General features: G+C 65.5%; 24 protein-coding genes, 3 tRNA genes and 1 pseudogene. 7 read left to right on the top strand and 21 right to left on the bottom strand.

Annotated elements, in window-relative coordinates; translation table 11 throughout:
• Window positions 1-232 precede the first annotated feature (232 nt).
• Together LYSHEL_RS12975 and LYSHEL_RS12970 are read left to right on the top strand one after the other, a co-directional pair.
• Entirely contained in the window at window positions 233-1,063 is an 831-nt protein-coding gene (locus tag LYSHEL_RS12975; protein WP_213434445.1) for a TIGR02391 family protein, read from the top strand.
• A gap of 366 nt (window positions 1,064-1,429) precedes the next feature.
• Window positions 1,430-1,666 (top strand): hypothetical protein, encoded by a 237-nt coding sequence (locus tag LYSHEL_RS12970; protein WP_213434444.1) that lies wholly within the window; start codon window positions 1,430-1,432, stop codon window positions 1,664-1,666.
• 297 nt (window positions 1,667-1,963) lie between these two features.
• On the opposite strand, the gene LYSHEL_RS12965 is transcribed toward LYSHEL_RS12970, so the two are convergent.
• A complete protein-coding gene (locus tag LYSHEL_RS12965) occupies window positions 1,964-2,797 on the bottom strand; it encodes a hypothetical protein (protein WP_213434443.1) in 834 nt (277 codons plus the stop codon).
• A 167-nt stretch (window positions 2,798-2,964) separates the two neighbouring features.
• Between LYSHEL_RS12965 and LYSHEL_RS12960 the strand changes: the two genes are divergently transcribed.
• A complete protein-coding gene (locus LYSHEL_RS12960; protein WP_213434442.1) occupies window positions 2,965-3,273 on the top strand; it encodes a hypothetical protein in 309 nt (102 codons plus the stop codon).
• A 143-nt stretch (window positions 3,274-3,416) separates the two neighbouring features.
• Here the strand turns inward: LYSHEL_RS12960 and LYSHEL_RS12955 are convergent, their stop codons facing one another.
• The gene (locus LYSHEL_RS12955; protein WP_213434441.1) at window positions 3,417-4,820 is read right to left on the bottom strand and encodes a phage major capsid protein; all 1,404 of its coding nucleotides are present in this window, start codon (window positions 4,818-4,820) and stop codon (window positions 3,417-3,419) included.
• Window positions 4,821-5,501: 681 nt separating this feature from the next.
• Between LYSHEL_RS12955 and LYSHEL_RS12950 the strand changes: the two genes are divergently transcribed.
• Window positions 5,502-6,071 (top strand): hypothetical protein, encoded by a 570-nt coding sequence (locus tag LYSHEL_RS12950; RefSeq protein ID WP_213434440.1) that lies wholly within the window; start codon window positions 5,502-5,504, stop codon window positions 6,069-6,071.
• A 1,218-nt stretch (window positions 6,072-7,289) separates the two neighbouring features.
• On the opposite strand, the gene LYSHEL_RS12945 is transcribed toward LYSHEL_RS12950, so the two are convergent.
• The 6 genes from LYSHEL_RS12945 to LYSHEL_RS12920 all read right to left on the bottom strand — a co-directional run bounded on the left by LYSHEL_RS12945 (window position 7,290) and on the right by LYSHEL_RS12920 (window position 10,466).
• Entirely contained in the window at window positions 7,290-7,487 is a 198-nt protein-coding gene (locus LYSHEL_RS12945) for a hypothetical protein (RefSeq protein ID WP_213434439.1), read from the bottom strand.
• A gap of 369 nt (window positions 7,488-7,856) precedes the next feature.
• Window positions 7,857-8,606 (bottom strand): hypothetical protein, encoded by a 750-nt coding sequence (locus tag LYSHEL_RS12940; RefSeq protein WP_213434438.1) that lies wholly within the window; start codon window positions 8,604-8,606, stop codon window positions 7,857-7,859.
• Window positions 8,607-8,699: 93 nt separating this feature from the next.
• Complete coding sequence (locus tag LYSHEL_RS12935) at window positions 8,700-8,933, bottom strand: hypothetical protein (RefSeq protein WP_213434437.1); 234 nt, start codon at window positions 8,931-8,933, stop codon at window positions 8,700-8,702.
• 2 nt (window positions 8,934-8,935) lie between these two features.
• On the bottom strand, window positions 8,936-9,139 hold the full coding sequence (locus tag LYSHEL_RS12930; protein ID WP_213434436.1) for a hypothetical protein: 204 nt from the start codon (window positions 9,137-9,139) through the stop codon (window positions 8,936-8,938).
• Window positions 9,140-9,215: 76 nt separating this feature from the next.
• Complete coding sequence (locus tag LYSHEL_RS12925; protein ID WP_244858542.1) at window positions 9,216-10,217, bottom strand: tyrosine-type recombinase/integrase; 1,002 nt, start codon at window positions 10,215-10,217, stop codon at window positions 9,216-9,218.
• Between the two features lie 162 nt (window positions 10,218-10,379).
• Window positions 10,380-10,466, bottom strand: a tRNA-Leu gene (locus LYSHEL_RS12920).
• A gap of 115 nt (window positions 10,467-10,581) precedes the next feature.
• On the opposite strand from LYSHEL_RS12920, the gene LYSHEL_RS12915 reads away from it, so the two are divergent.
• Window positions 10,582-11,208 carry an OB-fold protein gene (locus LYSHEL_RS12915; RefSeq protein WP_213434434.1) on the top strand — a complete coding sequence of 209 codons (627 nt, stop codon included), beginning with the start codon at window positions 10,582-10,584 and terminating at the stop codon, window positions 11,206-11,208.
• A 136-nt stretch (window positions 11,209-11,344) separates the two neighbouring features.
• On the top strand, window positions 11,345-12,292 hold the full coding sequence (locus LYSHEL_RS12910; RefSeq protein ID WP_213434433.1) for a TerC family protein: 948 nt from the start codon (window positions 11,345-11,347) through the stop codon (window positions 12,290-12,292).
• Here LYSHEL_RS12910 and LYSHEL_RS12905 read toward each other — a convergent pair.
• Window positions 12,276-13,010 (bottom strand): glycerophosphodiester phosphodiesterase, encoded by a 735-nt coding sequence (locus LYSHEL_RS12905; protein WP_213434432.1) that lies wholly within the window; start codon window positions 13,008-13,010, stop codon window positions 12,276-12,278. The two genes, LYSHEL_RS12910 and LYSHEL_RS12905, sit on opposite strands and share 17 nt — an antisense overlap.
• 12 nt (window positions 13,011-13,022) lie before the next feature.
• Window positions 13,023-13,943: a M14 family metallopeptidase gene (locus LYSHEL_RS12900; RefSeq protein ID WP_213434431.1), complete on the bottom strand. Its 921-nt coding sequence runs from the start codon at window positions 13,941-13,943 to the stop codon at window positions 13,023-13,025.
• A gap of 144 nt (window positions 13,944-14,087) precedes the next feature.
• Between LYSHEL_RS12900 and LYSHEL_RS12895 the strand changes: the two genes are divergently transcribed.
• The gene (locus tag LYSHEL_RS12895; protein ID WP_213434430.1) at window positions 14,088-14,651 is read left to right on the top strand and encodes a hypothetical protein; all 564 of its coding nucleotides are present in this window, start codon (window positions 14,088-14,090) and stop codon (window positions 14,649-14,651) included.
• A gap of 48 nt (window positions 14,652-14,699) precedes the next feature.
• Here LYSHEL_RS12895 and LYSHEL_RS12890 read toward each other — a convergent pair.
• The 11 genes and pseudogenes from LYSHEL_RS12890 to LYSHEL_RS12840 form a co-directional block, all read right to left on the bottom strand.
• Window positions 14,700-14,773: transfer RNA gene (locus LYSHEL_RS12890), tRNA-Cys, on the bottom strand.
• Between the two features lie 93 nt (window positions 14,774-14,866).
• A tRNA-Gly gene (locus LYSHEL_RS12885) sits at window positions 14,867-14,942 on the bottom strand.
• 26 nt (window positions 14,943-14,968) lie between these two features.
• A complete protein-coding gene (pgsA, locus tag LYSHEL_RS12880; protein ID WP_213434429.1) occupies window positions 14,969-15,553 on the bottom strand; it encodes a CDP-diacylglycerol--glycerol-3-phosphate 3-phosphatidyltransferase in 585 nt (194 codons plus the stop codon).
• Window positions 15,550-17,430, bottom strand: coding sequence for an excinuclease ABC subunit UvrC (gene uvrC, locus LYSHEL_RS12875; RefSeq protein WP_213434428.1), 1,881 nt, complete (start codon window positions 17,428-17,430; stop codon window positions 15,550-15,552). Before uvrC ends, pgsA begins: the two co-directional genes overlap by 4 nt.
• Window positions 17,431-17,473: 43 nt before the next feature.
• Window positions 17,474-18,883, bottom strand: a complete 1,410-nt coding sequence (locus LYSHEL_RS12870) for a hypothetical protein (protein ID WP_213437830.1) — start codon at window positions 18,881-18,883, stop codon at window positions 17,474-17,476.
• A gap of 96 nt (window positions 18,884-18,979) precedes the next feature.
• Entirely contained in the window at window positions 18,980-19,753 is a 774-nt protein-coding gene (gene kdsB / locus LYSHEL_RS12865; protein WP_213434427.1) for a 3-deoxy-manno-octulosonate cytidylyltransferase, read from the bottom strand.
• A complete protein-coding gene (lpxK, locus tag LYSHEL_RS12860) occupies window positions 19,750-20,766 on the bottom strand; it encodes a tetraacyldisaccharide 4'-kinase (RefSeq protein ID WP_213434426.1) in 1,017 nt (338 codons plus the stop codon). The genes kdsB and lpxK overlap by 4 nt, the downstream gene beginning before the upstream one ends.
• Entirely contained in the window at window positions 20,763-22,511 is a 1,749-nt protein-coding gene (gene msbA / locus LYSHEL_RS12855) for a lipid A export permease/ATP-binding protein MsbA (RefSeq protein ID WP_213434425.1), read from the bottom strand. Before msbA ends, lpxK begins: the two co-directional genes overlap by 4 nt.
• Window positions 22,508-22,945 (bottom strand): ExbD/TolR family protein, encoded by a 438-nt coding sequence (locus LYSHEL_RS12850; RefSeq protein WP_213434424.1) that lies wholly within the window; start codon window positions 22,943-22,945, stop codon window positions 22,508-22,510. The genes msbA and LYSHEL_RS12850 overlap by 4 nt, the downstream gene beginning before the upstream one ends.
• A gap of 3 nt (window positions 22,946-22,948) precedes the next feature.
• Entirely contained in the window at window positions 22,949-23,644 is a 696-nt protein-coding gene (locus LYSHEL_RS12845) for a MotA/TolQ/ExbB proton channel family protein (RefSeq protein ID WP_213434423.1), read from the bottom strand.
• Window positions 23,538-26,082: pseudogene (locus tag LYSHEL_RS12840) on the bottom strand (DNA internalization-related competence protein ComEC/Rec2); the annotation flags it as partial. The pseudogene LYSHEL_RS12840 and the gene LYSHEL_RS12845, both read right to left, overlap by 107 nt.
• Window positions 26,083-26,094: the final 12 nt, after the last annotated feature.

The following is a 26,094-nucleotide window of genomic DNA, read 5'->3' as shown; positions in this document are numbered from 1 at the left end:
TCCAGGATCGACGACCCAGGCGCACACGGGAAGCCAGCATGGCAGAGCCCGGGGCGCAGGAGCGTGAGGCGCGGCTCGAAAAATCGACGTTGCCATGAACGGTTCGGTCATGCCACGGCGCGCAGCGTGGTGCCCGGAGTGGGGATCGAACCCACATGACCTTGCGGTCGAGGGATTTTAAGTCGGGTTACTGGGCTGCTGGTGGTAGCTGGTACCTTTTGGGATCAATGGGTTGGCCATTGGGTGGTGTCGTCAGGTGACGCCGGATATTGTCGGCACTGGCCCAAATTTGTCCCGCGAGCAGTCTATGGCGTTTTGGAAGCTGATCCCCGACGTGTCAACGCTCCTCGCCTTGGAACCAGAGGAGTTGGGGGCATACGTACTCAGGTACCTATCAACTGCCCCTGAGACTGAGCTCAATAGCTATAACTTTACGTTGGCTGGAAATGTTGCGGGGTATCCAGCGGAGCGCGCAAGCGAAGCGCAACGGGCGCTCATGGAGGCGTGGGTATGGTTAGAGCGTGAGGGCTTGCTGGCGCCAAGACCAGGTAATTCCGGAAATTGGTCTTTCATCACCCGACGCGGACAGCGATTGGCAGGCGACGATGTGCAATTTGCCGTTTTTCGTATGGCCAACCTGCTTCCAAAAGAGCGCCTACATCCCACGATTGCGTCGAAAGTTTGGTCCGCGTTTCTTCGTGGGGAATACGACACCTCTGTATTTCAAAGCTTCAAGGAACTGGAGGTCAGCACTCGCAACTCGTGTGCCTTTGCGGAGACCGATATAGGCGTGGATATGATGCGTCGGGCATTTAAGCCCAGCATTGGTCCGTTGGCTGACAAAACCGCCCCGTTCGCAGAGCAGGAGGCGTTAATGCATTTGATGGCGGGCGCAATTGGTTCTTACAAGAACCCCCACAGCCATCGCTCCGTCTCTATCGATGCCTCGGAGGCCGCAGACCTGATTGTTCTCGCGAGTCATCTGCTAGGAATCGTGGATCGGCGCGCGGCCTCTACGCACGTTAATTGTGACGTACCCACCGCGCCCAAGCCGGCAGACTGACCGCCCTCCTAGTCCCGCTGCCAGGCAGCCCTCCGCGCTTTTCCATCCATCGATCGATCCAACGCATGCCCTGCTCTATCGAGCCGCAGCGCGCGATGTGCCGCACCTGTTGCCATTGAATGACGGACTGACAGCAGCCGGCCCGTTGATCGGTGTAAACCATCGCAATGCAGCCAGCGTTCCAGAGCAGGTGCGCGCTGTCGGGCTGTAGCAGCCAACGACAGGCAGGGGGAAGTGGGCGCGAGGGCGCGACGTAGCGATGCACGCGGACATCCTACGCAGGGCCGTCGCGCGGGCTGCGACCACTTGGGCGAGACTGCGGCGCCAACTAGTATTGCCAAACACCGAAACGAGGACGATTCGCCGATGAACTCTTCCGCCGACATTCGTGGATCCCTGCTTGGCCTCCAGATCGTGCTGGGCGCCATGATCGAATCGCATCCCGACCTGAAGGCGTTCGCGTCTGCCCTGGAACGACATTCTCAAATAATGTTGAAGACAGCCGGAGCAGTTCCCGGTGACATGCTGCATCCGGCCGAGCGCATTATCGAGGAATGCGCAACGCTCGCGGGACGGCTGATTCGTGCTCAGGGTGAAGGCTGAACCCCTGCTGCGGATTACTGCGCTGTCTCATCCCCGCCGTGGAAGTGGTGTTCCACTGCATCGGCGGCTTTACTCAAGTCATCGGCTAGTTTGCGCATCTGATCCACTGGAACGAACACCGAATAGAGCGGCTCGTAACCTTCGCTAAGGATCTTACCCTCAGTATGCGCCAATTCGATGCGAGCAACGGAATGGATTTTCTGATTGGATGGGATATTCAGCACACGTCGTTTATGCCGAGCCCAAACGCTTTCGTGACATTTCGCGCCGTAAAAATCGATATATCAACTCCCTTTGCTATCGGCCGGTCGGGGTGATTAGGTAAGTGCCGATGTCGTTGTGGATGTTAGTAATATCGGTGTTGGTCAGGCCACCGTTAGTCAGATAGAACGCGCCATAGGTTCCCTTGGTGTACGTGTACGCGCCTACGTGGTCAACGCAGCCCGCCACGAGAATTTCTGCCGTTACATTTCCAAGGGACTTGTTTGTCGTGCTGCTCGCGATTACGGTCCCGTTGCGCGCAAGTTTGCGATCAGTCGCAGATGCGGCCTGGCCGTAATAATGAGCCGCCGTTGCCGCCGTAGCAGTCGATGGCACAGCCGTGGACACGTCAGACCATCGGAACGCTTCCAGCCCACTTCGCAGATCGATGACCCAACGTTGTGCAGCCGCATCGTATGTGCCGCAAGGCTCTACTGCGGAACCATTCGTCCACGTGCGCAGGTATATGCCCATTCCGGCTGCATTGGTAGCGCCCCCGTTGAGCGCGTCCGGCCGGACGTGAGTATTGAAGACTTTTGCGGAGCCAGCGGCATTCACGAGACCTGTTGCCGTATCGCAGTCACCGTCTACAAATCCCGTGTTGCCTGCTGCGCCGACGTTGAGTTTGTCAATCAGAGGGACACGATGGTGGACTGTGTCAGGGCCGATGAAAGCCAAGAAATACTGGAGGCTGGACCAGTACGTACCGGCCTTAAGCGCCACTACAAGCGCGTCGGCCAGAGCCTTGTCGGGGCTGGTGACGGTTCCGCCTAATGCGACTACGCGAGACTCCCAGGTATTTGTTTCGGTCTGGAACCCGCCGCCGCCGCCCGATCCGCCGTACGCAAAAAGAATTTGCTGCATGCCCATGATTACGCTCACTGTTTCAGTTCCAAGAAAAAGCCCCGTGCAAGGCGAGGGTGCGTGAAAGGGAATTGGCTACTTCTGGTATCCGAGAAAAGTTCTCGGCCACTCATGCCCACCGACCCCGTTTGCACCAATAAGACGGGCGCGTAGCTCGCACACAGGAGCTTTCAGTGGACGGACAAATCAGAATTGGCGAACAAAGCAGGCCGCTTTCCGAGGCCAGCAATGACTGGATCAACTCTCAGATTTCGGGCCGGCAAAAGGACGGGCCCGTCTGCGTGCAAATCCAACTGACTTCGCCAATGGTGAACGTGACGTTGACCACCGGAGCATGCAAAGGCAGCGTCGGTGGAGGTGGCGGCCGCCGCGCGCCTAACGAGCAAGAGCGAGAACTGCTCGACGCCTGGGAGGCTCGTGGACTGAACGCGACTACCTTCAACCACGGCAAGCTCGTTTCGTTCATCAATTCATTGCGATAGGCGCCGCATCACATCGGCGAGGAAATGCCCGGAGGCCTAAGTGCCCAATGCTGCGGCTGGCGTGGTTATTTCGTGACACGGACACTCACGCCTTGTCCGTATGGGGTGGGCAGCCGCAACGCCGCCCACCCGTCCGTCATTCGTTAAGCGCGCACGCCCGTCACCAGGGCAAACGCCTGCGGATACAACGCGGCAACGTCCACGCGCGCATGGCACACGAAGCCGATTTCGCCGGTTGCGGCGTACAGTTCATTGAGCATTTGCACGCTCACGCCTTCGCGCAGGAAGAACACGAACTGCGAGAAATCGCCTACGTAGATTTCGCTCGTATCGCTCGACGAACCCACCGTGAGGTTGGTCGGGATCTGCGAGGTCTGGACGAAGCGCATGGTGTCCAGGAGTTCCGGACGGCGCAGGGGCTGGCCCGTGCTATCCGCCAGGTTCGCGAACTTCGCCATATCACGCGGATGCATGATCGCGGCCCTCGGCGCCGGAGCGTTGTCCGACACGATTTCTTGCCATGCGCTGACGAAGTTTGCATAGCTAGTCGGGCTCGCGCCGTTCGTGCCATTGGTGACCGTGTTGATGCCGGAAATGTTCTTCAGGCCACGTATCTCCGGCGCGGTGCCAGTGCCGCGCAAGCCAGCACGGTCCATTTCCTTCGCAAACGCCTGAGCAATGGCCTGCTGGAGCGCTTCATCGATGTTAGGCGAATCCTGCAACAGTTCGCGACTCACCTTGAACCGGAACGCCAGGCTGCGCGGGGTCACCACGATGGCGCGGAACGCGGGGTCACTCTCCGCAACCGCGCCCGCTTCACTGCGCCAGGCAGCGGTCGGGATTGAATCAACGCCCGCCAAAGTAAACGTCTTCGCATCCGTGCCCAGGACGGCCAAGCTCGCGCCAGCGGTCAGCAGCGATGAAGCTGGAACCAGGGCCGACAGGATGCGCGGCATGAGCACTTCGGGGACCGTGTAGCCACCGGCCGAATCGGTGCCTTCGCTCAGCGCCGCACGGATGCCTTCCGAAGACTTCATCTTCGCTACGCCCCGGAAGAAGTCGCCGAGGTTCGTGTCGCCAGCGTTGGAGATGTTGAGGCGGGCCGCGATTTCATGCTCGGTCGCGAGCATTTCGGTCGTCAGCACGGACCCAACACGCTGGCCGTTGGAGTCCCGGAGTTCCGGCGCGTTGTGCTTGGCGCGGGAGCTACCGTTCGGGGTCCATTCCTCCAGGTCGATCATGTTGGAGATCAAGTCAATCTCCGTGTGCAAATAGGTAACGGCGTTCAACTTCGCGTCATAGGATTTCTGGTCGTCGGCGCTCCACTTCGTGGCTGGCGTCGAGTCGAGCAGTTCGCGCGTAGCCTGGGAGAGCGCGTTGACCACCCGGCGAAGGTCGGCACGTCGTGCGAGCATTTCGCTGCGGCCGTTGACGTTGTTGCCCGCCTCAAAGTCGAACTTCAGGCCGAGCTTTCCGACTTCGGCCGCGGCGTCGATTCGGAGGCGGCGGTCAGCGAGGGTGATACGGAGGTCTTGCATGGATTTCATGGGATTGGATTCCTTGTGAAACAAAAAAGGCCGCCTCTCGGCAGCCTTGGGATTGGTTGGTTGGTCGCGCCCCCGGCGTAGCCAGGTCGCAGCCATAGGGCGAGCGTGCGGGCCCGTGGGGCGCGCGGCTCGTTGGCCTAGGGTTCGGTTGTCGGCGTCGCTGTGCGAGCGCGGTGGGCGCGCTGGCGGCAGCGAGCGCTGCAATAGGTCTTGTGGGGGCCGTGGAACCGTTGTGTCAGGGGTGCGGCGCACACGGCGCACACGCGCGGCCTGGTCATCCATCCCCACGGAGATGCGGGCTTGTCACAGGTCATTTTGAAAATTGTTCCGATTTAGCAAAGCAACTGAGTACGACCGGCCCACAAATCGGGGGCTCGGAACTTTGGGAGCCCCCCTCCTCCGACCGCATGCACTCATTCGCACGCACCCCTGCAATTGGCCGGACGGGGGTCGTCCCGCCAATCGCGGACACGCATGCGAACGGAAGCGATCGGTCATCGCGAACGAGCCGGCCAAAGATTTCGATATGCCCACACGGGGCGATTTTCCGGGCGGTTCGTCTAACGACCGGCTGGGGCTATGCTTCCTTGAAAATTGGACTCAGGGGAAATTGCCATGACGGCTAAGTCATCTCCGTGGGGGCTTGCAATAGCCGCCTCGCGTGGCCGAGTGGTGCGGGCCGTGTTGCTCCTCGCTCTAGGCGCTTCTGTTTCCCTAATTGCCGCCGGGAGGCCAGAACTCTTTAGAGCCGAGGACTCGGCCGAATGGGCGGGTGCGGTAGCAAACGTCCTAGCCGTGATCGTCGCTCTTGGCCTAGGGATCTATGCCGTCCAGCAAGATGGCCGTCGGCAGAAAAAACACGCTCATGGCGCTGCGCTGGTTTTCTACACAGCAGCGTCCGAGATGCTAGCCACTATTGAGCTGATCGAGGACCACGAGGACCAAATCAGAAAGTCCAAGTTTTCGGCAACAGCTTGGCGGAACTATTTGGTAAATATTGCCCCACTCCTTCCCAATGACACACTGACATTCTTGCCAGATCTACCAGAGCACACGGCGAAATTACTTGTCTTGAGTGCCCAGCGGCTAAGCACCGCAAAAATCAAGCTCAACATCCAAACTGACGACGAGCACCAGCTTGCGGAACGGGTTCTTGGGATGGCGGCGTTTATGAAAGGTAGCTACCTACCCCTCGGCAATCTGTTGCACCAGGAGATTTTCGGCGATACCCAACCCGCGTGGCGTGTTTAGGCCGAGTCAACGCGCGTTTCGCGTTGTGGCAACGAGCCGACTCATCCCATGACGCGGCCAATTAAAATTTGGAAGCCACCCGTTGTCGCGGGGTGGCGCGCGAGGATCGCAGGTGCCGGGGGGCGTTGATCCTGTCCGCAATTCTGCCTAGATCAGGGTGGCGGCGGTTCCCAAAGATCCGCCGCGATTCCATAGCGCCAGTTCGCGTCAAGGATTCCCGCTCGCAGCCAAGCAGATGCGCGCGAGCGCAAGGCCAGGAAATCGCGCTTTCGCATTCGCAGAACCTTCGCCGCGCAAGGTCTGCGACGTGTCAACACGTGCAGCATTGCGTCTCGGATTATCGCAGCCGCATCCGATGCGTCGCAGTTCCAGCCAGCGGCGATTACCCGACGTGCCAAGTACAACTGGACCTCTTGTGTCTGCATGCGGCCCGCCGAGCGGAACCACACCAGCAAGTCGTCGCCTTCTCGGGTCATGTGGTCGGCGATGCCTCGCGCGCCAGCGTCCAAGCCAACCAGTGCAGGCACCCTGGATCGCCTATCGCGGCTGCCAGAGGGCCTCATCGCCGCGCCCCTAACATGGCCGCCGCCATCCAGAGCCTTGAATTGACAGCCTCAACAGCACGGCTTGACGGGCTGCGCCCTTGGTAACTTATAAAGGTGTACGTTTCGCGACTAATGACGAGCGCGAAAAGGGGCTGACTGCTACACCTCGCGACTAGTGACGGGCTCACGGGGAAACGTCCTTTGCCGAACTGCTACACGTCGTGACTACTTCGGGCCCGATTTCGACTACAGAAAGTGTTTTTCGCCAAGCGTGACTGGCCTTGTGTTCGGGGACCACCTCTAGCCATTTGCCTTTGCATGCGTCCACGGGCCACCAGGTGAGCGCGTATAGGGCGCACCGATTCCGCCCGCCCGTTCGCGTGGACAACAGCCACCTTTCGCTCAGAAGCCGTTTGATCGCCTTATTGAGCGTGCCAGGACTGCGCCAACCCCGATGACGCAGCACTGAGAATGCGGCGGACAGGTCACCGTTGTTCTTTCCTGTGTAGTGCGCCGCAAGCTCGATGAGAAGCTTGAGCGCCCACGGGTCCAGCCCGCCGAACTCCTGCGACCTCAGGATGTAGTGCGGGATGCCTAGGTAGCTGTGCTCACTCGCGCGACCGCGCTTGCGGAAGCGCCGCGTAGTGTCGTTTGCCATTTCGCCCCCCGGCGGTTAGACGGTGGGCGGCTCGCCCTGCACCAACTCGCTGGAAAGTTGGCGGCAGACGGTGGACACCTGGTGCAGTTCCCGCACCATGAGCTCGCATCGCTCGGGGGTCGCGTCCTTGAACAACTCAATCAATTGACCGTAGGTGCGCTCGGCCAGTTCGACTAGGCAGGCGCGGAGTTCGTGCGCGCGGACAGTGGTCATGCCTGCGCCCTCCCCGCTTGCGGAGACACGGGGCCATCGGGGTTTTGCGCGGCGATCCAGCGGTCGAAGCCATCAGCGTCGATGTAAACGCGTCGGCCCCCAACGCGCACGAGCGCGCCAGACGCCGCTAGGCCATTATCGTTGGCGCGAAAAATGAACCAGCGAAGTTGGCTCTCGGAAAACGGCCCGTTGGCCGCGAAGTCCTTTACGGACCGAAGATTGCGAGTTGTCACTGTTGTTGCCCACGTTTGGCCATTAGCCGGTGGACAAAGAATCCTTGGAACGCCGAGGGCGTTTAAGTGTGCTACGGAGAGAATCTTCTACGGGTTAGCAGCCCCCAGCTAACGCGCCGGTAAATCCGCAGATAACTCAAGGCGCGAGCGTAGCGACTGTCGATTCGTCCAAGTCGCTACAGTCAAAAAAAATCGACGTCACGGCCAACGTATTCGCGCGAAGAGGCTGTCCATACCAATACCGAAAGAGATATGTGAATCGACGCAAAAAGTAGCGTCGCTCCGCGTCTCCAGAATTCGGCCGTTCAACAATTGGTTTCGTCGTTGCCCAGCCGGAGACCGCATCATTAACGGCTGAAAGAATGCTGGGCAGCGAATCGTAGATCTCCATGCTGAACAAAGAGTTTCCGCTGGAATGAACTTCGATTGCATCTGCAATTCCGTAGCTTTCCCGCAGCCGTTGAAATGCTGCTGGTCCGTATTGCAGTCCAAGGTCATCCATGACCTTGCCCAGGGAAATCTCCAGAGCGCCTCCAATTTCGTCAGGGATGATCCCAAGCTCTGTGGTCTGAAGTCCACGCATACACGCCACTACCTGATCAGATGCCTTCTTTAGCTTGTCGGCGAGTGCGCGTCGCTCCGAGAGCTTCAGCCTGCCAGATCCAGAGAACTCCTCACGAAACATGACAACAGAATCAGCCAACACGAGCGCCTTTGGCAGGTTTTGAATGCGCGGAATCTTTCGTTCCAAGCTCGCCCAAACCTTCTCCATTTCCTTATGCACAAGCAATTGGGCGAAGATCGCCGGGCCCTCAGCTGTCGCATAGGCACCCTCGACGAATTCTTCCCAGACCCAATCGGGAACCCATGCAGGCTTCTTGTCCAATTCGCTTCCCTCCGCGCCCCTTGGAGAAGTCCGCGCCAGCGCCGCAGGGGTCACGGCGTTTTCGCCCCGTCGGGCTAGGCGCGGAAGGTCGTGCTAAATCCTGTCGATGTGCTCAAGCTGTAGCCGAAGGCTCCGCCGCCGACGCTCGATCATTTCCGAGAGATCTTCGGTGCTGAAGGTTCCGCGCTCAACGAGGCGCTGTGCAACTTCAAGCCACTCGTCGAAGAACTCCCCGTAGTTGTCTTGACCCACCGCCTTCAACGACATGAGTGCCGCGTAGCGGTGCGCCAAGCCACGATTGGGGAATGAGATCACTTTGGCGTTCATGGCTACATTCCCGTCTTCTTGATCGCCCGTTCCGCGATATCTTCGATTACCGAAGCGGTGCCGTAGAGGCCAGATTTGGCGTAAGCGATGTTCTGGCTCGCCTCCTGGAGAATCTGCGCGAGTGACACAATTCCACACAGGTCGCGGTAGATATCAGCGATTGCTTCTTTGGTAGGGGCCGCCTGCGATACGCTTTCGATTGCCATTGCTGTTCTCCTAAGGAACTGCGGTGGAAGGCGTGGCCGGGTGCCTCAATCACCCGGTCGCGCCGCTTTTCCCGGCTTAGCCGGATTCGGGTGTTTCGGTCAGGTGGCCCGCCATCCGTTCCAACGTCGAACGGACGTGCTCCCCGGTCTGGTGGCTGTAACGCTTCGCCATGACGAGGGTCCGGTGCCCGAGGGCTTCGGCGACTTCGGCCAGGCTCGCGCCGTTCATGGTCAGGTAGCTGGCCGTCGTGTGGCGCAGGTCGTGGAATCGGAAGTCCTGCAACTTCGCCGCCTCACGCAGCTTTCGCCAAGGCTTGTCCAGATCTGCCGGGGCGTCGTCGTGCGCGCCTTTGAAGACCCAGCCCTCGCCGGTCGGATCGCGGTCGTGGTGCGCCTGGAGAGCGACTTGGGCAGGGCCGACAACGGGTACGTAACGGGGTTGTCCGTTCTTCGTCTCCGCGAACCGAAGACGCCATTGGTCGCGGTCTACGTCGCTCCATTTCAGACCTCGGATGTTGGAATAGCGCGCGCCTGTGGCAAGCGCCAACAACACAGCCGTGGCGATGTTCGAGTCAGAGGATTCCCGACACGCTTTCAGGAGCGCGTTGCGCTCGGCGTCGGAGAGGAAGCGGACGATGCCCGTGGACTCAGGGGCTTTGGAAACGTCCAGGACAGGATTAGATGGCAGCCAGCGCAGTTCCTTCCAGGCCCACTTACAGACGGCGCTGAGGGCCGCCAGGTGGCGATTCACGGTCGCACCGCTCAATGGCTCACCGTTGCGCTTGCGACGCGCCTGGAGCTTCCTGCGTGCCTCTGCGATGGTTTCCGGCTGCAGCTTGTCCAGCGTTAGGTGGCCGAAGTTCTCTTCCCACCAGGTCAAGAGCGACCGCTGCTTCGATTCGTCGCGAATCCCACGGGTCGGCAGGTACTCGTCGCGGTACTTCTCGATGAGGACTTTGAGCGTACGCCGCCGCTCACGTGCGGTTGGTACGTAGGCGCCGTGGCCCATATCGGATTCGACCTTTGCGGCCCACGCTTTGGCATCCGTCAGGCGCTTGAAGGTTTTCGTGCGGGGCAACTCGCCTTGCAAGCGAACCCGAACGCGGTAGCGCTTCGATCCATCACTTGCGACACGTGGCTCAATCGTTGCCATATTGGGACGAGTTGACAGCTACTGTCCCAAGAGTGTCCCACGGGATGAGTGGTCGGTCACGCCGCAATGCACAAACGCCTTATTTTATGGTGCCCGGAGTGGGGATCGAACCCACATGACCTTGCGGTCGAGGGATTTTAAGTCCCTTGCGTCTGCCAGTTTCGCCATCCGGGCGCGTGCCTGGCGCGATTCTAACCACGTGGCACGACGTGGCGTGTTCCTGCACGCAACTGCTATAAGGTCCTCCGATTCCGGGCAGGGGGCCCGGACAACAGGGGAACTGAAAGTAATGAATGCCATTGCCGTGCCCGCGTCCAACGCGAGCGCCAAAGCCGCGTGGGTGTGCCTTGCGATTGCGTGGGTGTGTTTCCTGCTGCCGATACCCGGCACCGGGATGTTCGTTGGTTGGCCGCTGAACCTGGTCGCCTTCATCCTCGCGATCGTCGCGATGTCGAAGCGCGGCGCGATGGCCGGGATTTTCCCGATGCTCGCGTCACTGCTCGTGTCACCTGCCATCTACTTCATTGGGCTCCTGATCTTCGCCGGCAGCATCGCGGCAGTGTCGGATGCCGCCGACACGACGACGCCCTCCACGACGCAGGCCCAGGCGGCCGACGCGATTTCCATCAATGCGCGCGCCCTCCAGGCGTCCTACAGCGCCAATGAAGTCGCTGCAGACCAGCAATACAAGGGAAAGCCGTTGCGCGTGACGGGCGTGGTCGAGTCGATTGAATCGGGAATCGCGGACGAACCCGTCGTCCAGCTTTCGGGCGGCGACTTCAGCATTGTCCAGGCGCATGGCCTGCTGCCGCAGCACGCGGCCAGCCTGGCGAAGGGCGACCGCATCACGCTCGCCTGCACAGGGGGCGGCGAAATCATGGGGATGCCAACCCTGGACGACTGCTCGCTGCTCTGACCGCGTGACCGGCGGGGCGCGACGTGCGCGCCCCGCACTCTCGGAAACCGCGCCGCGGCCCGCGGGAATGTCCGGTGGTGCAGATCGTCGTTGGCGTGAAGCGTCACGGTGTCTTCGCACGTTAGCATCGGTCCCCATGGAAACCATCGGTAGTCCCGGGCTCTGGGTTGCATTCGCCGCCGTCGTGATCGCGGCGCTCCTGGTCGATCTCGTGCTCATGCGCCACGGCGGGCCGCACAAGGTCACGATGCGCGAGGCCACGTGGTGGAGCCTCGGCTGGGTGGCGCTGGCGCTCGCGTTCAACGCGGCGCTGTGGTGGTGGGTGGGGCGCGAATCGGGCCCCGTCGCGGGGCAGCGCGTCGGCCTGGAGTTCCTCACCGGTTACGTGGTCGAGAAGTCGCTCGCGGTCGACAACATCTTCGTGTTCCTGCTGCTGTTCCAGTACTTCGCGGTGCCGGAGGAACAACGCCAGCGCGTGCTGGTGATCGGCGTGCTGGGCGCCATCGCGTTGCGCGCGATCATGATCTTCGCCGGCGCGCTGCTGCTGGCACGCTTCCACTGGATCCTCTACGTGTTCGGCGCGTTTCTGGTCTTCACCGGGATCAAGATGTTCCTCGCGGCCGGCAAGCCGCCGGACCTGGAAGCCAATCCCGCGTTGAAGTGGATGCGCAGGCACCTGGCGCTGAGCGACGGCTACCACGGCCATGCGATGTGGTTCATGCGCGAAGGGCGCCGCTGGTTCACGCCGCTGTTCGTCGTGGTGGTGCTGATCGGCATCACCGATGTGATCTTCGCGGTCGATTCCATCCCCGCCATCTTCGCGATCACCAGCGATCCCTTCATCGTGCTGACGTCCAACGTCTTCGCCGTGCTGGGCCTGCGCGCGATGTTCTTCCTGCTGCAGGGCATGGCCGAACGCTTCCACCTGCTGCCCTACGGCCTGGCCACCGTGCTGGTGTTCATCGGCTCGAAGATGCTGCTGCTGGACTTCGTGAAGATCCCGATCGTGTGGTCGCTGGTGGTGGTCGCGCTGATCCTGGCGGCGACGATCGTGTTGAGCCTGCGGATCAAGCCCCGCGAGTGAGCGACAGCGGGTCGTCGGAGAAGAAGCCCGACACGCCGAGCGCGAGCAACCGATCGCGTTCGGCGCGATCGTTGACGGTCCACGCGATCATCCGGAAGCCCGCGTCGCGCCACGCCGCGTACACCGCGTCGGGCGCCTTGCGGTCCAGCCCCACCCACGTCACGCCCATCGCGCGCGCCTCGGCGATCGCATCGCGGCGCGCGGTGAGGAACATCGCGGGATAGCCCGCCGCGATCGCGGGGGCGAGGTCCGCAAGCGCGAAGGCCTGCACGAGCGCGTGCTGCTGCTCGATGCCGGCCGACGACAATGCATTCGCCAACGCCGCGCCACACCCCCGCGCCTTGGCTTCGGGCACGAACAGCACGCGGCCCTTGAACTCCGACAGCACGTCCGCGAACAACGGCGGCGACACGAAAGCGGGAAAGCCCGCGTAGCGGCGCGCATCGATCCGCAACGCACGGAAGCGCGCGGTGTCGAACGTCTGCGCCAGGCCGGAGCCATCCGTCGTGCGGTCCACCGTGTCGTCGTGCATCACCGCGAGGGCGCCGTCGGCGAGCACGACCACATCCTGCTCGATCACGCGCAGCCCGGTGGCATACGCCGCGCGATACGCCTCGAGTGTGTTCTCCGGGGACAGCGCCGCTGCACCGCGATGGGCGATGTACAGCGGGTTGCGCGGGCTGCAGTCGTCGAGCGCGGGGATCGCAGCGTCAGCCATCGCGCGCGTGGCCTACGGATGCGCCAGCGCGTAATCGATCGCCGCCCGCAACGCCGCCACCTGCGCGGCGTTGCACTGCTCGGGCGTGGCGCGCGGGCTGTCGGGATAGACCTCGGTCGTGGTGCGGTAGCGCGCGTTGGTGATGCCCGCGCACAGGCCGAGCGCCTTCACCGGATAGTTGATGACGCCGTGCGCGACCACCGGCGAGCCGATGATTTCGTGCTTCGCGTCCGGCGGCGCGATGTGGGTCACCTGCTCCACCGCCGCGATGATCGCCTGCTGGAAGTCCGGCTGCGGATCCTCGGTGTCGCCGACGAGGTAGAAGCCATCGGGGATGCCTTCGGGCGTGGACGGCTTGCCGTCGCGTGCGGCGAGCGCGGGGCGGAATTCGGTTTCGTCGGTGTCGGTGGTTTCGTGCAGGTCGATGTGCACCAGGGCCCGATCGCGGAACGGTGCGAACAGGCGCACGAGCGCTGCGGATTCCTCCGCCGGGCTGCCGTCGCGGAACGAACGATTGGGATCGATCGCCAACGGATTCCAGCGATGGATGCGCTCGTAGGCCCACGGACTGACGCACGGCACGACCAGCAGGTTGATGCGGCCCGCGTACGCCTCCGCGTGCTGGTCGACGAACTGCAGCGCGCCATGCACGCCGCTGGTCTCGTAGCCGTGGACGCCGCCGGTGACCAGGATCGTCGGCAGCGTGTCGTCCCAGTGGCGCGACTGGATCGCGAGCAGCGGAAACGTTTCGCCGTCGTAATCGAGGCGGCCGTATTCCGTCACGTCGAAGCGCGAACGCAGGCGATCGACGACGGCCACGACATCGTCGGCGTGGCTGCGGTGGCGCACCTGGCGCGCACGCCACTGCTGCTTTTCGGCATCGCCCCAGGGCTGGAGGGGCGTGCCGATGGGGTACGGGGTCGAGGTCGTCATGGGAACTCGTGCGTCGACGCGGGGGAGCTGGCGAATTTAGCACTGGCGCCACGGGCACCGGAACGCCCGGGCGGAAGGCGCCATTCTGTGTTGAAGTGACCGCCGACGCTGTTCCCGATGGCACGAACATCCAGGGGAATCACCATGCAGGTTCGCACGCTGCTGTCGTTGGCCCTTGTCGTCGGTTTGGTGGGTCCTGCCGATGCGATCGTCTCCAGCGCACGCACATCCCACGCGGCGTCCACCGCCGCGCCCGCGGAAATCGTCTGGGGACGCCTGCGCCTGGCGCTCCCCGCCGGATGGACGATCGAGGCGCGGGACGATGGCCCGATCGGGCATTCGCGCGACGGCAACGAGGACGTCCGCATCACGTTGTTCGGAGCGCCGCTCGCACTTCGCAACGCGACGCCCGCGGCGCACCTGAAGCGCTACATCGACAACCTGTCGCGGCCCGATCCGGAATGGCCCGGGATCAAGGACGTCGTCCCGTACACGCCCTTCGCGATGCCCGGCGGCGAGCCGGCGACGATGCGCATCGAAGACCTCGGGGACGACGACTTCGTCGTCGAATTCGCGGTGGCGCTGCCCGGCGAGCTCTACGCGATCAACTTCTACCGCACCGGGAATCCGAAGGACGCCGCGGTGACGTACACCGAACTCGTGCGACACGCGCGATTCGTGCCTGAAGGCGATCGCGCGTACGAATGAAAACGCCCCGCATGAAGGGATGCTTCAAACGGGGCGCACATTCGAATCTGGAGGCCGAGGTCGGAATTGAACCGGCGTACGCGGATTTGCAGTCCGCTGCATAACCACTCTGCCACCCGGCCGGATGACGTATCGCTGCGGGATTCTACACATCCCGCGAAAACAACGAAGCCCCGCGAACGGGGCTTCGTCAAATGGACTCGAGGTCCACAATCTGGAGCGGGAAACGAGACTCGAACTCGCGACCCCGACCTTGGCAAGGTCGTGCTCTACCAACTGAGCTATTCCCGCGGTGAGCCCGACATTCTAATGACGAATCATGGGCTGTCAACACCCGGCTGCACGGCCTGCGCACGCAACGAGGGCCAGGCCGCTCGCAGGTATTCGTAGCCGGACCACAACGTGAGCAGGGCCGCGACCGCGAGCATCCATTCCCCGATCGTGAACACGGGAATGCCGAAGAATGAGGCTTGGTACAAAAGCAGCGTCACCGCGACCATCTGCACGATCGTCTTGATCTTGCCCACCGAGGCCACGGCCACTTTCGCGCGCTGGCCCAGCTCCGCCATCCATTCGCGCAGCGCGGAGACCGCGATTTCGCGGCCCACGATCACCGCGGCCCACAGCGCCATCCAGCGCGTGGGATGGCTCTGCACGATGAGGAACAGGGCCGTGGCCACCATCAGCTTGTCGGCCACCGGATCCAGGAACGCGCCGAACGCCGAGTACTGGTGGTAGCGCCGCGCGATCCAGCCATCCAGCCAATCCGTGATGGAGGCGAAGGCGAACACGAACGCCGCGGCGAAGTTGGTCCATTTGTAAGGGAGGTAGAACACGACCACCAGGATCGGGATCATCGCGATCCGCGCCAGGGTCAGCATGGTCGGTACCGTCATCTTCATGCGTTGCGTCCTGCCTCGTCGTTCCCCGTGGCCGCCGGCCCCGTCGCGGGCATCGGCAGCCCGTGCAGCGTCGCATAGATTCGCTCGGCCAGCGCGGCATTGATGCCTTCCACGCGCGCGATCTCCTCGGCCCCGGCCTGTTTCAGGCCCGCCAATCCCCCGAAATGCTTCAGCAGGCTCTGCCTGCGGCGCGGACCGATCCCGGGGATGTCTTCCAACCGGCTGCTGGCGCGCGCCTTCTGGCGGCGGCCACGGTGGCCGGTGATCGCGAACCGGTGGGCTTCGTCGCGCACCTGCTGCACGAGTTGCAGCGCGGGGGATTCCGGGCCCGGGCGCAGTTCGCGGCCGTCGGGCATCAGCAGCGTCTCGTGGCCCGCGCGGCGCTCCACGCCCTTGGCCACGCCGACCACCACGATGCCCCCGACCCCGAGTTCGCCCAGGACCGCGTTGGCCTGCGCGAGCTGGCCCTTGCCGCCGTCGATCAGCAGCACGTCGGGCATCACCCCGCCCTCTTCGATCGCGCGCTTGAAGCGGCGCTCGAGGGCCTGGTGCATCGCTGCGTAGTCGTCGCCCGGTTCGATGCCCGCGATGTTGTAGCGGCGGTACTGGCTGCGCACGGGCCCATTCGAATCGAACACGACGCACGAAGCGACCGTGGCCTCGCCCATCGTGTGGCTGATGTCGAAGCATTCGATCCGCTTGGGCACCTCCGTCAGGCCGAACAGATCGCGCAGGGCCTCGGCGCGCGCGCTCTGGGCGGCGTGGGTGGCCAGTTCCGTGGCGAGGGTGAGTTCGGCGTTGCGGCGCACGAGGTCGACGTAGCCCGCACGATCGCCGCGCACGTTGCACTTGAGCTGGATCTTGCGGCCGCTGGCTTCCGACAGCGCGACTTCGATGAGTTCGCGATCCGGCACGTCGCGGTCGAGCACGATTTCCTTCGGCGGCGTTTGCTCGGCGTAGTACTGCGACACGAACGCGGCCAGCACTTCATCGGGCGGTGCGCCGTTGCTCTTCGGGAAGAACGCGCGCGTGCCCAGGTTGCGCCCGTCGCGGAAGGCGAGCAGCAGCACGCAGGCCGACGCGCCCTGCATCGCGACCGACAACACATCGAGGTCCGCGGCCTGGCCGTCGACGTACTGGCGCGCCTGCAACTTGCGGATCGTCGTGATGAGGTCGCGCAGGCGCGCGGCTTCCTCGAAATCCAGGCGCGTGCTGGCCGCTTCCATCGACGTGGTGAGTTCGTTGCCGAGCTCCTCGCTGCGCCCGTCGAGGAACAACGACGCACGCCGCATCGCATCGGCGTATTCGCGCGCCTGCACCAATCCCACGCACGGCGCGCTGCACCGTCCGATCTGGTACTGCAGGCACGGCCGCGACCGGTTGCGGAACACGCTGTCCTCGCAGCTGCGCAGCTTGAACAGCTTGTGCATCGAGTTCAGCGTTTCGCGCACCGCCGCCGCGCTGGGATACGGCCCGAAGTATTTCCCGGGGATCGACTTCGGCCCGCGATGGAACGCCAGGCGCGGCCAGGCTTCCTGCGTCAGCAGCACGTACGGATAACTCTTGTCGTCGCGCAGCAGCACGTTGTAGCGCGGATGCAGCGACTTGATCAGCTGGTTCTCGAGCAGCAACGCCTCCGCGTCGGTGCGCGTCACCGTCACTTCCATGCGCTGGACCTGCGCGAGCATGGCCATCGTGCGCGTGGTCTTGGGCGTGGCGTTGAAATAGCTGCCGACGCGGTTCTTCAGCACGCGCGCCTTGCCGACGTACAGGATCGCGTCGTCCTTGCCGTACATGCGGTACACGCCCGGCTGCGAACCGAGGCCGCGGGCGAAGGCCTTGCCGTCGAAGGGCGGCGGGGTGGGGTCTTGCGTCATGCAGGGATTATCGGGGATCGGCGATGAGGCGGGTTCTGACGCCTCATTCGCCGATCGGCAGGTGCTGCACGGCCCCGGTCTTCGGCTCCACGCGCAGCACCGCGTGCGCGTCCGTGTCCGCGATCCACACCGCGCCCGCCCCCACCGCCATCCCGGCCGGCCCGTGCAGCGGCTGCGCGAGCGGGTGCGAGGTGAGGTCGCCGCCGCCCAGGCGCAGGCTGCGCAGGCGATCGTTGCCCGCGTCGGCGATCCACAGGGTCGGCGAATCCGGATCCAGCGCGATCGCCTGCGGTTCCTGCAACTGCGCGATCGTGCGCGGCCCGTCGGCCTGGCCGAACGCCCACGCGCCCTGCCCGACCACCGTCTGCACCGCGTTGTCGCGCAGTTGCAGCGAACGGATCGCCGAACCCGCGGCATCGCACACGTACACCGTCTGCTGCACCGCGGCCAGCGCGACCGGCTGCGCGAACGCGGCGGACGCGCCGCGCCCGTCCTTCACGTCCAGCGCGCCGGAGCCCGCGCGCAACGTGAGCGTCGCCTTGCCGAGGTCGTAGCTCCACACCTGGTTGTCGCCGGCGAGGGCGATATGCAATTGATCGTTGACCGCGGCGACGGCGCGCGGCGAATCCAGCATCACGTCCTGCGACGCGCGCACCGGGCCTTCCTTCGGCGCGCCGCGGCGGCCGTTGCCGCACAGCGTGTCGATGTCGCCCGTGCGCAGGTTGATCCGGCGCACCGCGTGGTTGCCGCAGTCGGCGACGTACAGCGTGTCGCGCATCAGCGTGAGGCCATGCGGCGACTGGAACGACGCATGCCCCGCATCGCCATCGATCAGGCCCGGGTCGCCGCTGCCGAACTGCCGCAGCACGCGCCCGGCGTGGCTGCATTCGAGGATGCGGTGGTGGCCGCTGTCGGCGACGTAGAGGTATTGCGCGTTGACCGCCAGGCCCATCGGGAAGCGCAGCGGCAGATCGGGTTCGCGCACGCGGCGTTGCAGCGTGGGATCGTCGCCGGGCGCATCGGACTCCATCGCCTGCAGGCGACGTTCGAGGTCGGCAAGCACGCCTTCCCCTTCGATGCGCGCCTGCACCTGGCCCATGCCGTCCACCAGGAACACGGTTGGCCACACGCGCACGCCGAACTGCTGCCAGGCCACCCAGTCGGCGTCGAGCGCCAGCGGCAGCGTGATGCCCTCGCGATGCGCGCGTTTCATCGCGCGCCGCGCATCACGCTCGTGGTCGAAGCGCGGGACGTGCAGCACGAGGGCGCGAAGGCGATTGGGGTAGCGCGCGCGCAGCGTCTGCAACGCCTGCAGGGCCTGCAGCGACCAGGCCGAGCCCAGGTTGGCGAAGGCGATCGCCGTCAGCCAGCCCGGCATCGCGCCGGGCGGTGCCACGCCGGCGTTGAGCCACTGCAATGTCGAAGGAAACCCCGGAACCTGCGCCAACCCCATTGCCACCACTCCCCCTGGATCCCGAACGTCGCGTCGCGCGTCGATTCTAGGCCTGCTTGCGATGCAGCATGGGCCCATTGCCCGGCCGGGCAGGCATCAACGTTGCGATGCCCATCGCGCTTCGGCGCGCGCGAGGTCCTCGGGCGTGTCGACGCCCGGCGGGAAGGGTTCCGGCGACAACGCGACCGCGATGCGATGGCCGGCTTCGAGCACGCGCAGTTGTTCCAGCGATTCGATGCGTTCCAGGCGACCGGGCGGCAACGCCGTGAAGGTTTGCAGGAAGCCGGCGCGGTACGCGTACAGGCCGATGTGGCGCAGCCAAGGGCCGCCCGCGGGCATCGTGTCGCGTGACGTCGCGAATGCATCGCGCGGCCACGGGATCGGCGCGCGACTGAAATAGAGCGCGTCGCCGTTCGCGGCGCGCACCAGTTTCACGGCGTTCGGATCGAGCAGCGTGGCGACGTCGTCGATCGGCGTGGCGAGGGTCGCCATCTCCGCGCCGGAGCTCGCCAGCACGGACGCGGCCGCGCGCAGCCCCGATGCGGGGGCGAAAGGTTCGTCGCCCTGCAGGTTCACCACGATCGTGTCGTCCGACCAGCACGCGATGCGTGCGCATTCGGCGAGGCGGTCGGTACCCGAGACATGGTCCGGCGACGTCATCGCGATGCGCACGCCGCTGCCTTCGAGCGCGTCGGCGATGCGCTGGTCGTCCGCGGCCACCCACACATCGTGTGCGCCGGCGGCCAGCGCGCGGCGCGCGACATGCAGCACCAGCGGCTCGCGGCCGATCAGCCGCAGCGGTTTGCCGGGCAGGCGCGTGGCCGCGTACCGCGCGGGGATCGCGACGACGAAATCGGGCGTGTCGGTCATGCGGTCGTGTCCTGCGTGCGCGGCGGGAGGCGATCGAGCAAGGCGATCCAGAAGGCTTCGGGCAATTCGGCACGCACCGGGACGGAATGGAAGTCCGCGTCGGCCAGCGCGCGGCACTTCACGGCGTCCTTCTCGGTCATCAGCACCGGGAGCTTGCTGCCGAATTCGAAATCGGCCGCAACGTACACGTGGTGATCGGAGAACGCATGCGGCACCACCGCGATGCCGCGGTCGCGCAGCATCGCGAAGAAGCGATCGGGATTGCCGATGCCGGCGACGGCGTGCACGCGCTGGCCGGCGAACGACGCAAGCGGACGCGGCCGGCCGCCGACCAGCGGATGCGCATCGCCCGGCACCAGTTGCATCGGCCATTCGCCGAAGCCGGCGATGCCTTCGCCGTCGCCGCCGGCGCCGACGTTCACGACGCGGAAATCGCAGCGCATCGCGCGTTCGATCGGTTCGCGCAGCGGGCCGGCCGGCAACAGCTGGCCGTTGCCGCGACCGCGGCGGCCGTCGGCGACGTCGATTTCCACGTCACGCGCGAGGCGGTAATGCTGCAGGCCGTCGTCGCACACCACGATGTCGCAGCCCGCCTGCGCGAGCGCGCGTGCGGCGGCAACGCGGTCGCGATCGACGCGGACCTTCGCGCCCGTGCGCATCGCGATCAATACAGGTTCGTCGCCGCCCTCGTCGGGCGACGTGTTGCGTTCGACCCAGCGCGGCGTGCGTTCTTCACGTCGTCCGTGGCCGCGGCTGGCAACGCCCGGCGTCCAGCCCGCATCGCGCAGGCGTTCGACGATGGCGATGGTGAGCGGCGTCTTGCCCGTGCCGCCGACGGCGATGTTGCCGACGACGACCACCGGCACCGGCACGCGATGCTGGCGCAGCAGGTGCCGTGAATACAGGCCGCGGCGCAGGCGCGTGACATCGCCGTACACCGAGGACACCGCGCGCGCGATCAACGGCACCGGCGCGTTGTCGAACCACCAGGCCGGCAGGCGCGCCTTGGTCATGCCTCGGCCGGTGCGTCGCGGAACTGCATGCGGTGCAGGTGCGCGTACACGCCCCCGCGCGCGAGCAGTTCGGCGTGCGTGCCCTGCTCCACCAGCCGGCCTTCGTCGAGCACCAGCACCTGGTCGGCGTGTTCGATCGTCGACAGGCGATGCGCGATGACCAGCGTGGTGCGGTCGGGCATCAAATGATCGAGGGCGTCCTGCACGAGGCGTTCGGATTCGTTGTCGAGCGCGGCGGTGGCTTCGTCGAGGATCAGGATCGGGGCGTCCTTCAACAAGGCGCGCGCGATCGCGAGGCGCTGGCGCTGTCCGCCCGACAGGCGCCCGCCGTGTTCGCCGATGCGCGTGTCCAGGCCGCTCGGCAGGCGTTCGACGAATTCCATCGCGTTCGCACCGCGCACGGCGCTGGCGAGCTTGGCCGGTTCGGCGCCCATCATTTCGCCGTAGGCCACGTTGTCGGCGATGCTCGCGTCGAACAGGATCACGCGCTGCGAGACCATCGCGACCTGGCGACGCAAGTCGCCCAGCGGATACGCATCGATGGGCTGGCCGTCGAGCAGCACCTGGCCGGATTCGGGTTCGTAGAAGCGCGGGATCAGCTTGATCAGCGTGGTCTTGCCGCTGCCCGAGCGCCCCACGATCGCGGTGACCGTGCCCGGCCGCGCGGTGAAGCTGATGTCCTGGATCGCCGGCCGCGTTTGTCCCGCGTAACGCGCGGTGACGTTGCGGAATTCCAGCAGGCCCTTGGCGCGCGGCAGCGGCGTGGTGCCGGTGTCGCGTTCGTCGGGCGTGTCGATGACGGTGAACACGCGCTCGGCCGAATTGACGCCGCGCTGGAGCATCGCCTGCACGTTGGTCAGCTGGCGCAGCGGCGGGATGATGCCGACCATCGCCGTCATCAGCACGGTGAAATCGCCGGCAGTGAGGCGACCCGCGGCGGCTTCGCGCGCGGCGAGGAACAGCAGGAGGGCCATGCCCATCGCGCCGAGCACCTGCACGAAGAAGGAGATCGAACCGCGCGTGACCTCCACCTTCAGCGCGAGCTGCAGGTTCTTCTGCGTTTGCGCGGCGTAGCGGCCGATCTCCGCATCCTGCGCACCGTAGATCTTCACTTCCTGGTGGCCGTGCAGCGCCTGGTCGGCGGACTGCAGCATGTCGGCGGCGTTCTCGAGGATGCGATGGTTGATGTTGCGGTAGCGACTGCCGACCTTGTTCATCGCGAACACCAGCGCCGGCGCGAGCAGCAACAGCGCGATCGTGACGCGCCAGCTGGTGTCGAGCATCGCCCACAGCATCGCGACCGTCATCAGGCTGGCGCTGATCATCACCTTCAGCGCATCCACGGCGGCCTGCGCGACTTGTTCGGTGTCGCCGCCCAGGCGCGTGAGCATCGACGCGACGGGTTCTGCATCGAAGCGTTCGCCCGGCAAACGGAAATACTTGCCCATCAGCAGCAGGCGCAAGTCGCGCGCCACGCCGCGGCCGGAGCGCGCCATCGTGTAATCGCCCGCCAGGCCGCACAGACCGCGCGCGATGAACAAGCCGATCAACGCCGCCGGCAACCACATCTCGAAACTCTTCGGATCCGCCAGCCCATCGACGATGGGCTTGAGCAGGCGCGTGATGCCGTAGCTCGCGGCGGCTTCCAGCATCATCGCGAACGCGGCAATGCCGAGCCAGGCGCGATACGGCTTCGCGTAGCCGAGCAAGCGCCGGTAGGTCTGCGCGGGCGTCGCGGCCGTCATCGCGTGGCCGCCTTCTGCACGACCGGCGGCGCGGTGGCGATCGACACCTTCGAGAATCCGAGCTGCCCCAGCGCATCGAGCGCGGTGACGACCGACTGGTGCGGCGTGCGGCCGTCGGCGCGCAGCAGCACGGACATGGTGCGATCGTTGCCGGCCACGTCGACGAGCGTCTGCTTCAGCGATTCGACATCGGTGCGCAGGGCTTCGCGGTCATCGATGAAATAACGGCCTTCGGCATTCACGAGCACGCTGAGCTGCTTGCCCTTGGCTTCCACCGGCTGGCCGTTGGCCTGCGGCAGTTGCAGCTTGAGCACGGAGCGCGCGTCGAACGTGGTGGTGACGACGAAGAAGATGATCAGGCACAGGACGACGTCGATCATCGGGATCAGGTTGATCTCCGGCGTGTCGTCGTCGCGGAAGTCGCGGATGCGCATGCGTCAGTCGGCGTTCGCGTGGGCCGGCGCGGCGGACGGGCCGCGGTCGATCGTGCCGTCGGCGTACGCGCTCGCGGCGGCCACGCGCTGCGCGGCGGCGCGCGGGTCCAGCGCGTCCATCAACTGGAAGGCTTCGTGTTCCATGTCGACGATGTACGTGGCGATGCGGCCGCGGAAATAGCGGTGGAAGCACAGCGCGGGCACCGCGACGATCATGCCGGTGGCGGTGCACACCAGCGCCTTGCCGATGCCGCCGGCGAGTTCGTTGACGTCGCCGATGCCCTGGTCGCCGATCGTGAGGAACATCTGGATCATGCCCACGACGGTGCCGAACAGGCCGAGCAGCGGGCCGGCCGAGGCGATGGTGCCGAGGGTGTTGAGGAAGCGTTCCATCTTGTGGACGAGGTGCCGGCCGACGTCTTCGACGCGCTCGCGGATTTCCTCGCGCGGGCGGTGGCGGACGTCGAGCGCCGCGGCCAGCAGCGCGCCCAGGGGCGAGTTGCGGCGGAGCGAATCGATATGGGTGGGGTCCAGGCGGCCACGGCCGGCCCAGGCGCGGACTTCGGCGCCGAGGGTGGGCGGGATGACGACCTTGCGCCGCAGGCTCCAGAAGCGTTCGACGATGATGGCCAGGGCGACCACCGACAACAGCAGCAGCGGGATCATCGGCCAGCCGCCCGCTTTCACCAGTTCCAGCACGCTCAATCCTCCGCGGGCCGCGGTGTTGCGGGCCCTTCGCCTTGATGCGGGCGATAGCATAGCCCAGCGCTCCGGGGGGACCGGGGCGTTGCGTCCCAAAGTCGTGGATGGGTTGCGCGGCGTGGCGCGACCTGCGTGCCGGCCGGACCGATGTCCGCGCGCACTGCGCCGCTGGCCGCCGTATCGAAGACCCGGGCCCCTGCCCTGCACCAGCGGGCCACGACGGCCGGGCGCGGGTGCCCGAAGCGATTCCCCGCGCCGGACGCCACGAGGGCGTGGCGTGCGCCGGTCGCGCGGATGAACGCGGGGTCGGAGGAGCCATCGCTGCCGTGATGAGGGATCAGCACCACGTCGGCTTGCACCGAGGCCCGGTCCCGATGGATGAGGGCGCGTTCGATGACTTCGCCGATATCGCCCGTGAGCAGCGCGGCACCGTGCGGCGTTTCGATGCGCAGGACGCAGCCGGCTTCGTTGCCGAGGTACGGGAAGTACGGGACCGGATGCAGGATCCGGAACACGACGCCGTCGCGTTGCCATGCCTGGCCGGCGAGGCACGGCGCATCGGCGACGGTCGGGCTGCCGTCGGGCGTCAGCGTTCGCGCGATCGGGAATGCGCGGCGCACCGCGGGCCAACCGCCGGCATGGTCGCTGTCGGCGTGGCTGATGATCGCGACGTCGAGTTTCCGCACGCCGAGCGCGCGCAATGCGGGAACGACGGCGCGTTCGCCTGCGTCGTAGCCGTCGTGTTGCGCAGGGCCCATGTCGTAGAGGAGCGTGTGCGATTGCGTGCGCACGAGGATGGACAGGCCCTGTCCGACGTCGAGCACATCGAGGCGCACGCCGCCGTGGGGCGGAAGTTCGCGCGAGGGAAACAGCAGCGGCAACCACGCGAGCGATGCGAGGGCCTTGCCGGGCACGCGGCGCGGCAGCAACCACCACGCCGCCGCGATCAACGCCATCGGCAACGCGAACCAACGCGCTTCAGGCAGCCACCACAACGCGAGTGCGCTGTCGCCGAGGTGTTCGAACCAGGGCCACGGCAGATCGAAGGCGAAGGCCGCGGCTTGCCACGCCCAGTCGCCGGCGCCGTGCTGCACGGTGTCGAGCCCCGTGCCGAGCAGCGAGAGCGGCACCACCACGAGGCTCCACCACGGGATCGCGACGAGGTTGGCGATGGGCCCTGCGAGCGAAGCTTGTCCGAACAGCGCGACGGTGAGCGGCAACAGCCCGATCGTCGCGACGGCCTGCGCACTCGCGAAACCCCGCAGCAACGACGTGTCGCCGCGCGGCAGGCACCACACGAGCCACGCGACGCCGCACACGCTCAGCCAGAAGCCCGCGCCGAGCAGGGACAACGGATCGACGACGATCATCGCGGTGACCGCCAGCGCGAGTGCGGCGAAAGGCGACAGTGGTCGACGCACCAGGCGCGCGCCGGCGACGACCGCGATCATCAACGTGGTACGCACCGTCGGTAGCGCGAAGCCGGACGCCGCGGTGTAGAGCAACGCGCCAAGCAAGGCCGCGATCGCCATGGCGGCGGGGCGCGGGAGGCGCAGCGCCAGGGATGGCAGCAGTCGCCAGAGCGCGGATGCGCCCAATGCGAAGAAGCCGGCGACCAGTCCGACATGGAAGCCGGAGATCGCGATGAGGTGCGTCAGGCCGGTGGCGCGCAGCGTGGCCCAATCGCGTTCGCTGAGATAGCGCGTGTCGCCGAGGGCGAGTGCGCGGACGAAGCGATCGCTCGGGCGCGCGACGGCGGCATCGATGCGATCGGACACGCGGGCGCGCCAAGCGTGCAGGCCGGACGGCGGCGACAAGATTCGCGCGGAAGCGGGATTGCGCACGTAGCCCGTCGCGGCGATGCGTTGCGCGAAGGCGTGGCGTTCGGCGTCGAGCGTGCCCGGGTTGCGCAGGCCGCGCGGCGGGCGCAGGCGCACGTCGAGATGCCAACGGCTACCGGCCGTGGGGCGCGGGCCGGGGGTGGCGTCGCGCGCGTCGTACCAGGCCAGGCGGACGAGACGGCCACGCAGTGCTTCGGGTTGGTCGCTCGCATCATCGACGCGCAGGTGGAATCGCACGCGGCGTGGTTCGGTGACGGGAAGATCGACGATGCGGCCGGTAATGCGGGTGTCGGCGCCTGCGAGCGCGTGCGCTGGCGGTGCGAGCGCGACGTGCGCGTGGATGCCGGCGAGCAGCGCGCCGGCGAGTGCGATCGCGCCACATCGCATCGCGAAAATACTGCGCGGCTGCCTGCACCAAGGCATGCAAACGAGTGCGGCGATTGCAAGCGCAACGCAGATCCAGACCCACGCGGGCAGCAACACCGGCAACCGGAGACAGGCCAGCGCACCGCAGGTGAGCAACACCGCCACGGCGATGGGCCCGGGCGTGCGCGGCGTTGTGCGGGCGACGTCCGGTGTGGGCCTCCGCGGCATCCGTGCCGCATC

The sequence above is a fragment of the Lysobacter helvus genome (assembly GCF_018406645.1).
GTDB classification, from domain to species: domain Bacteria; phylum Pseudomonadota; class Gammaproteobacteria; order Xanthomonadales; family Xanthomonadaceae; genus Noviluteimonas; species Noviluteimonas caseinilytica.
The sequence above is the reverse complement of the archived record's forward strand: the minus strand, read 5'-3'. Positions and strand labels throughout refer to the sequence as shown.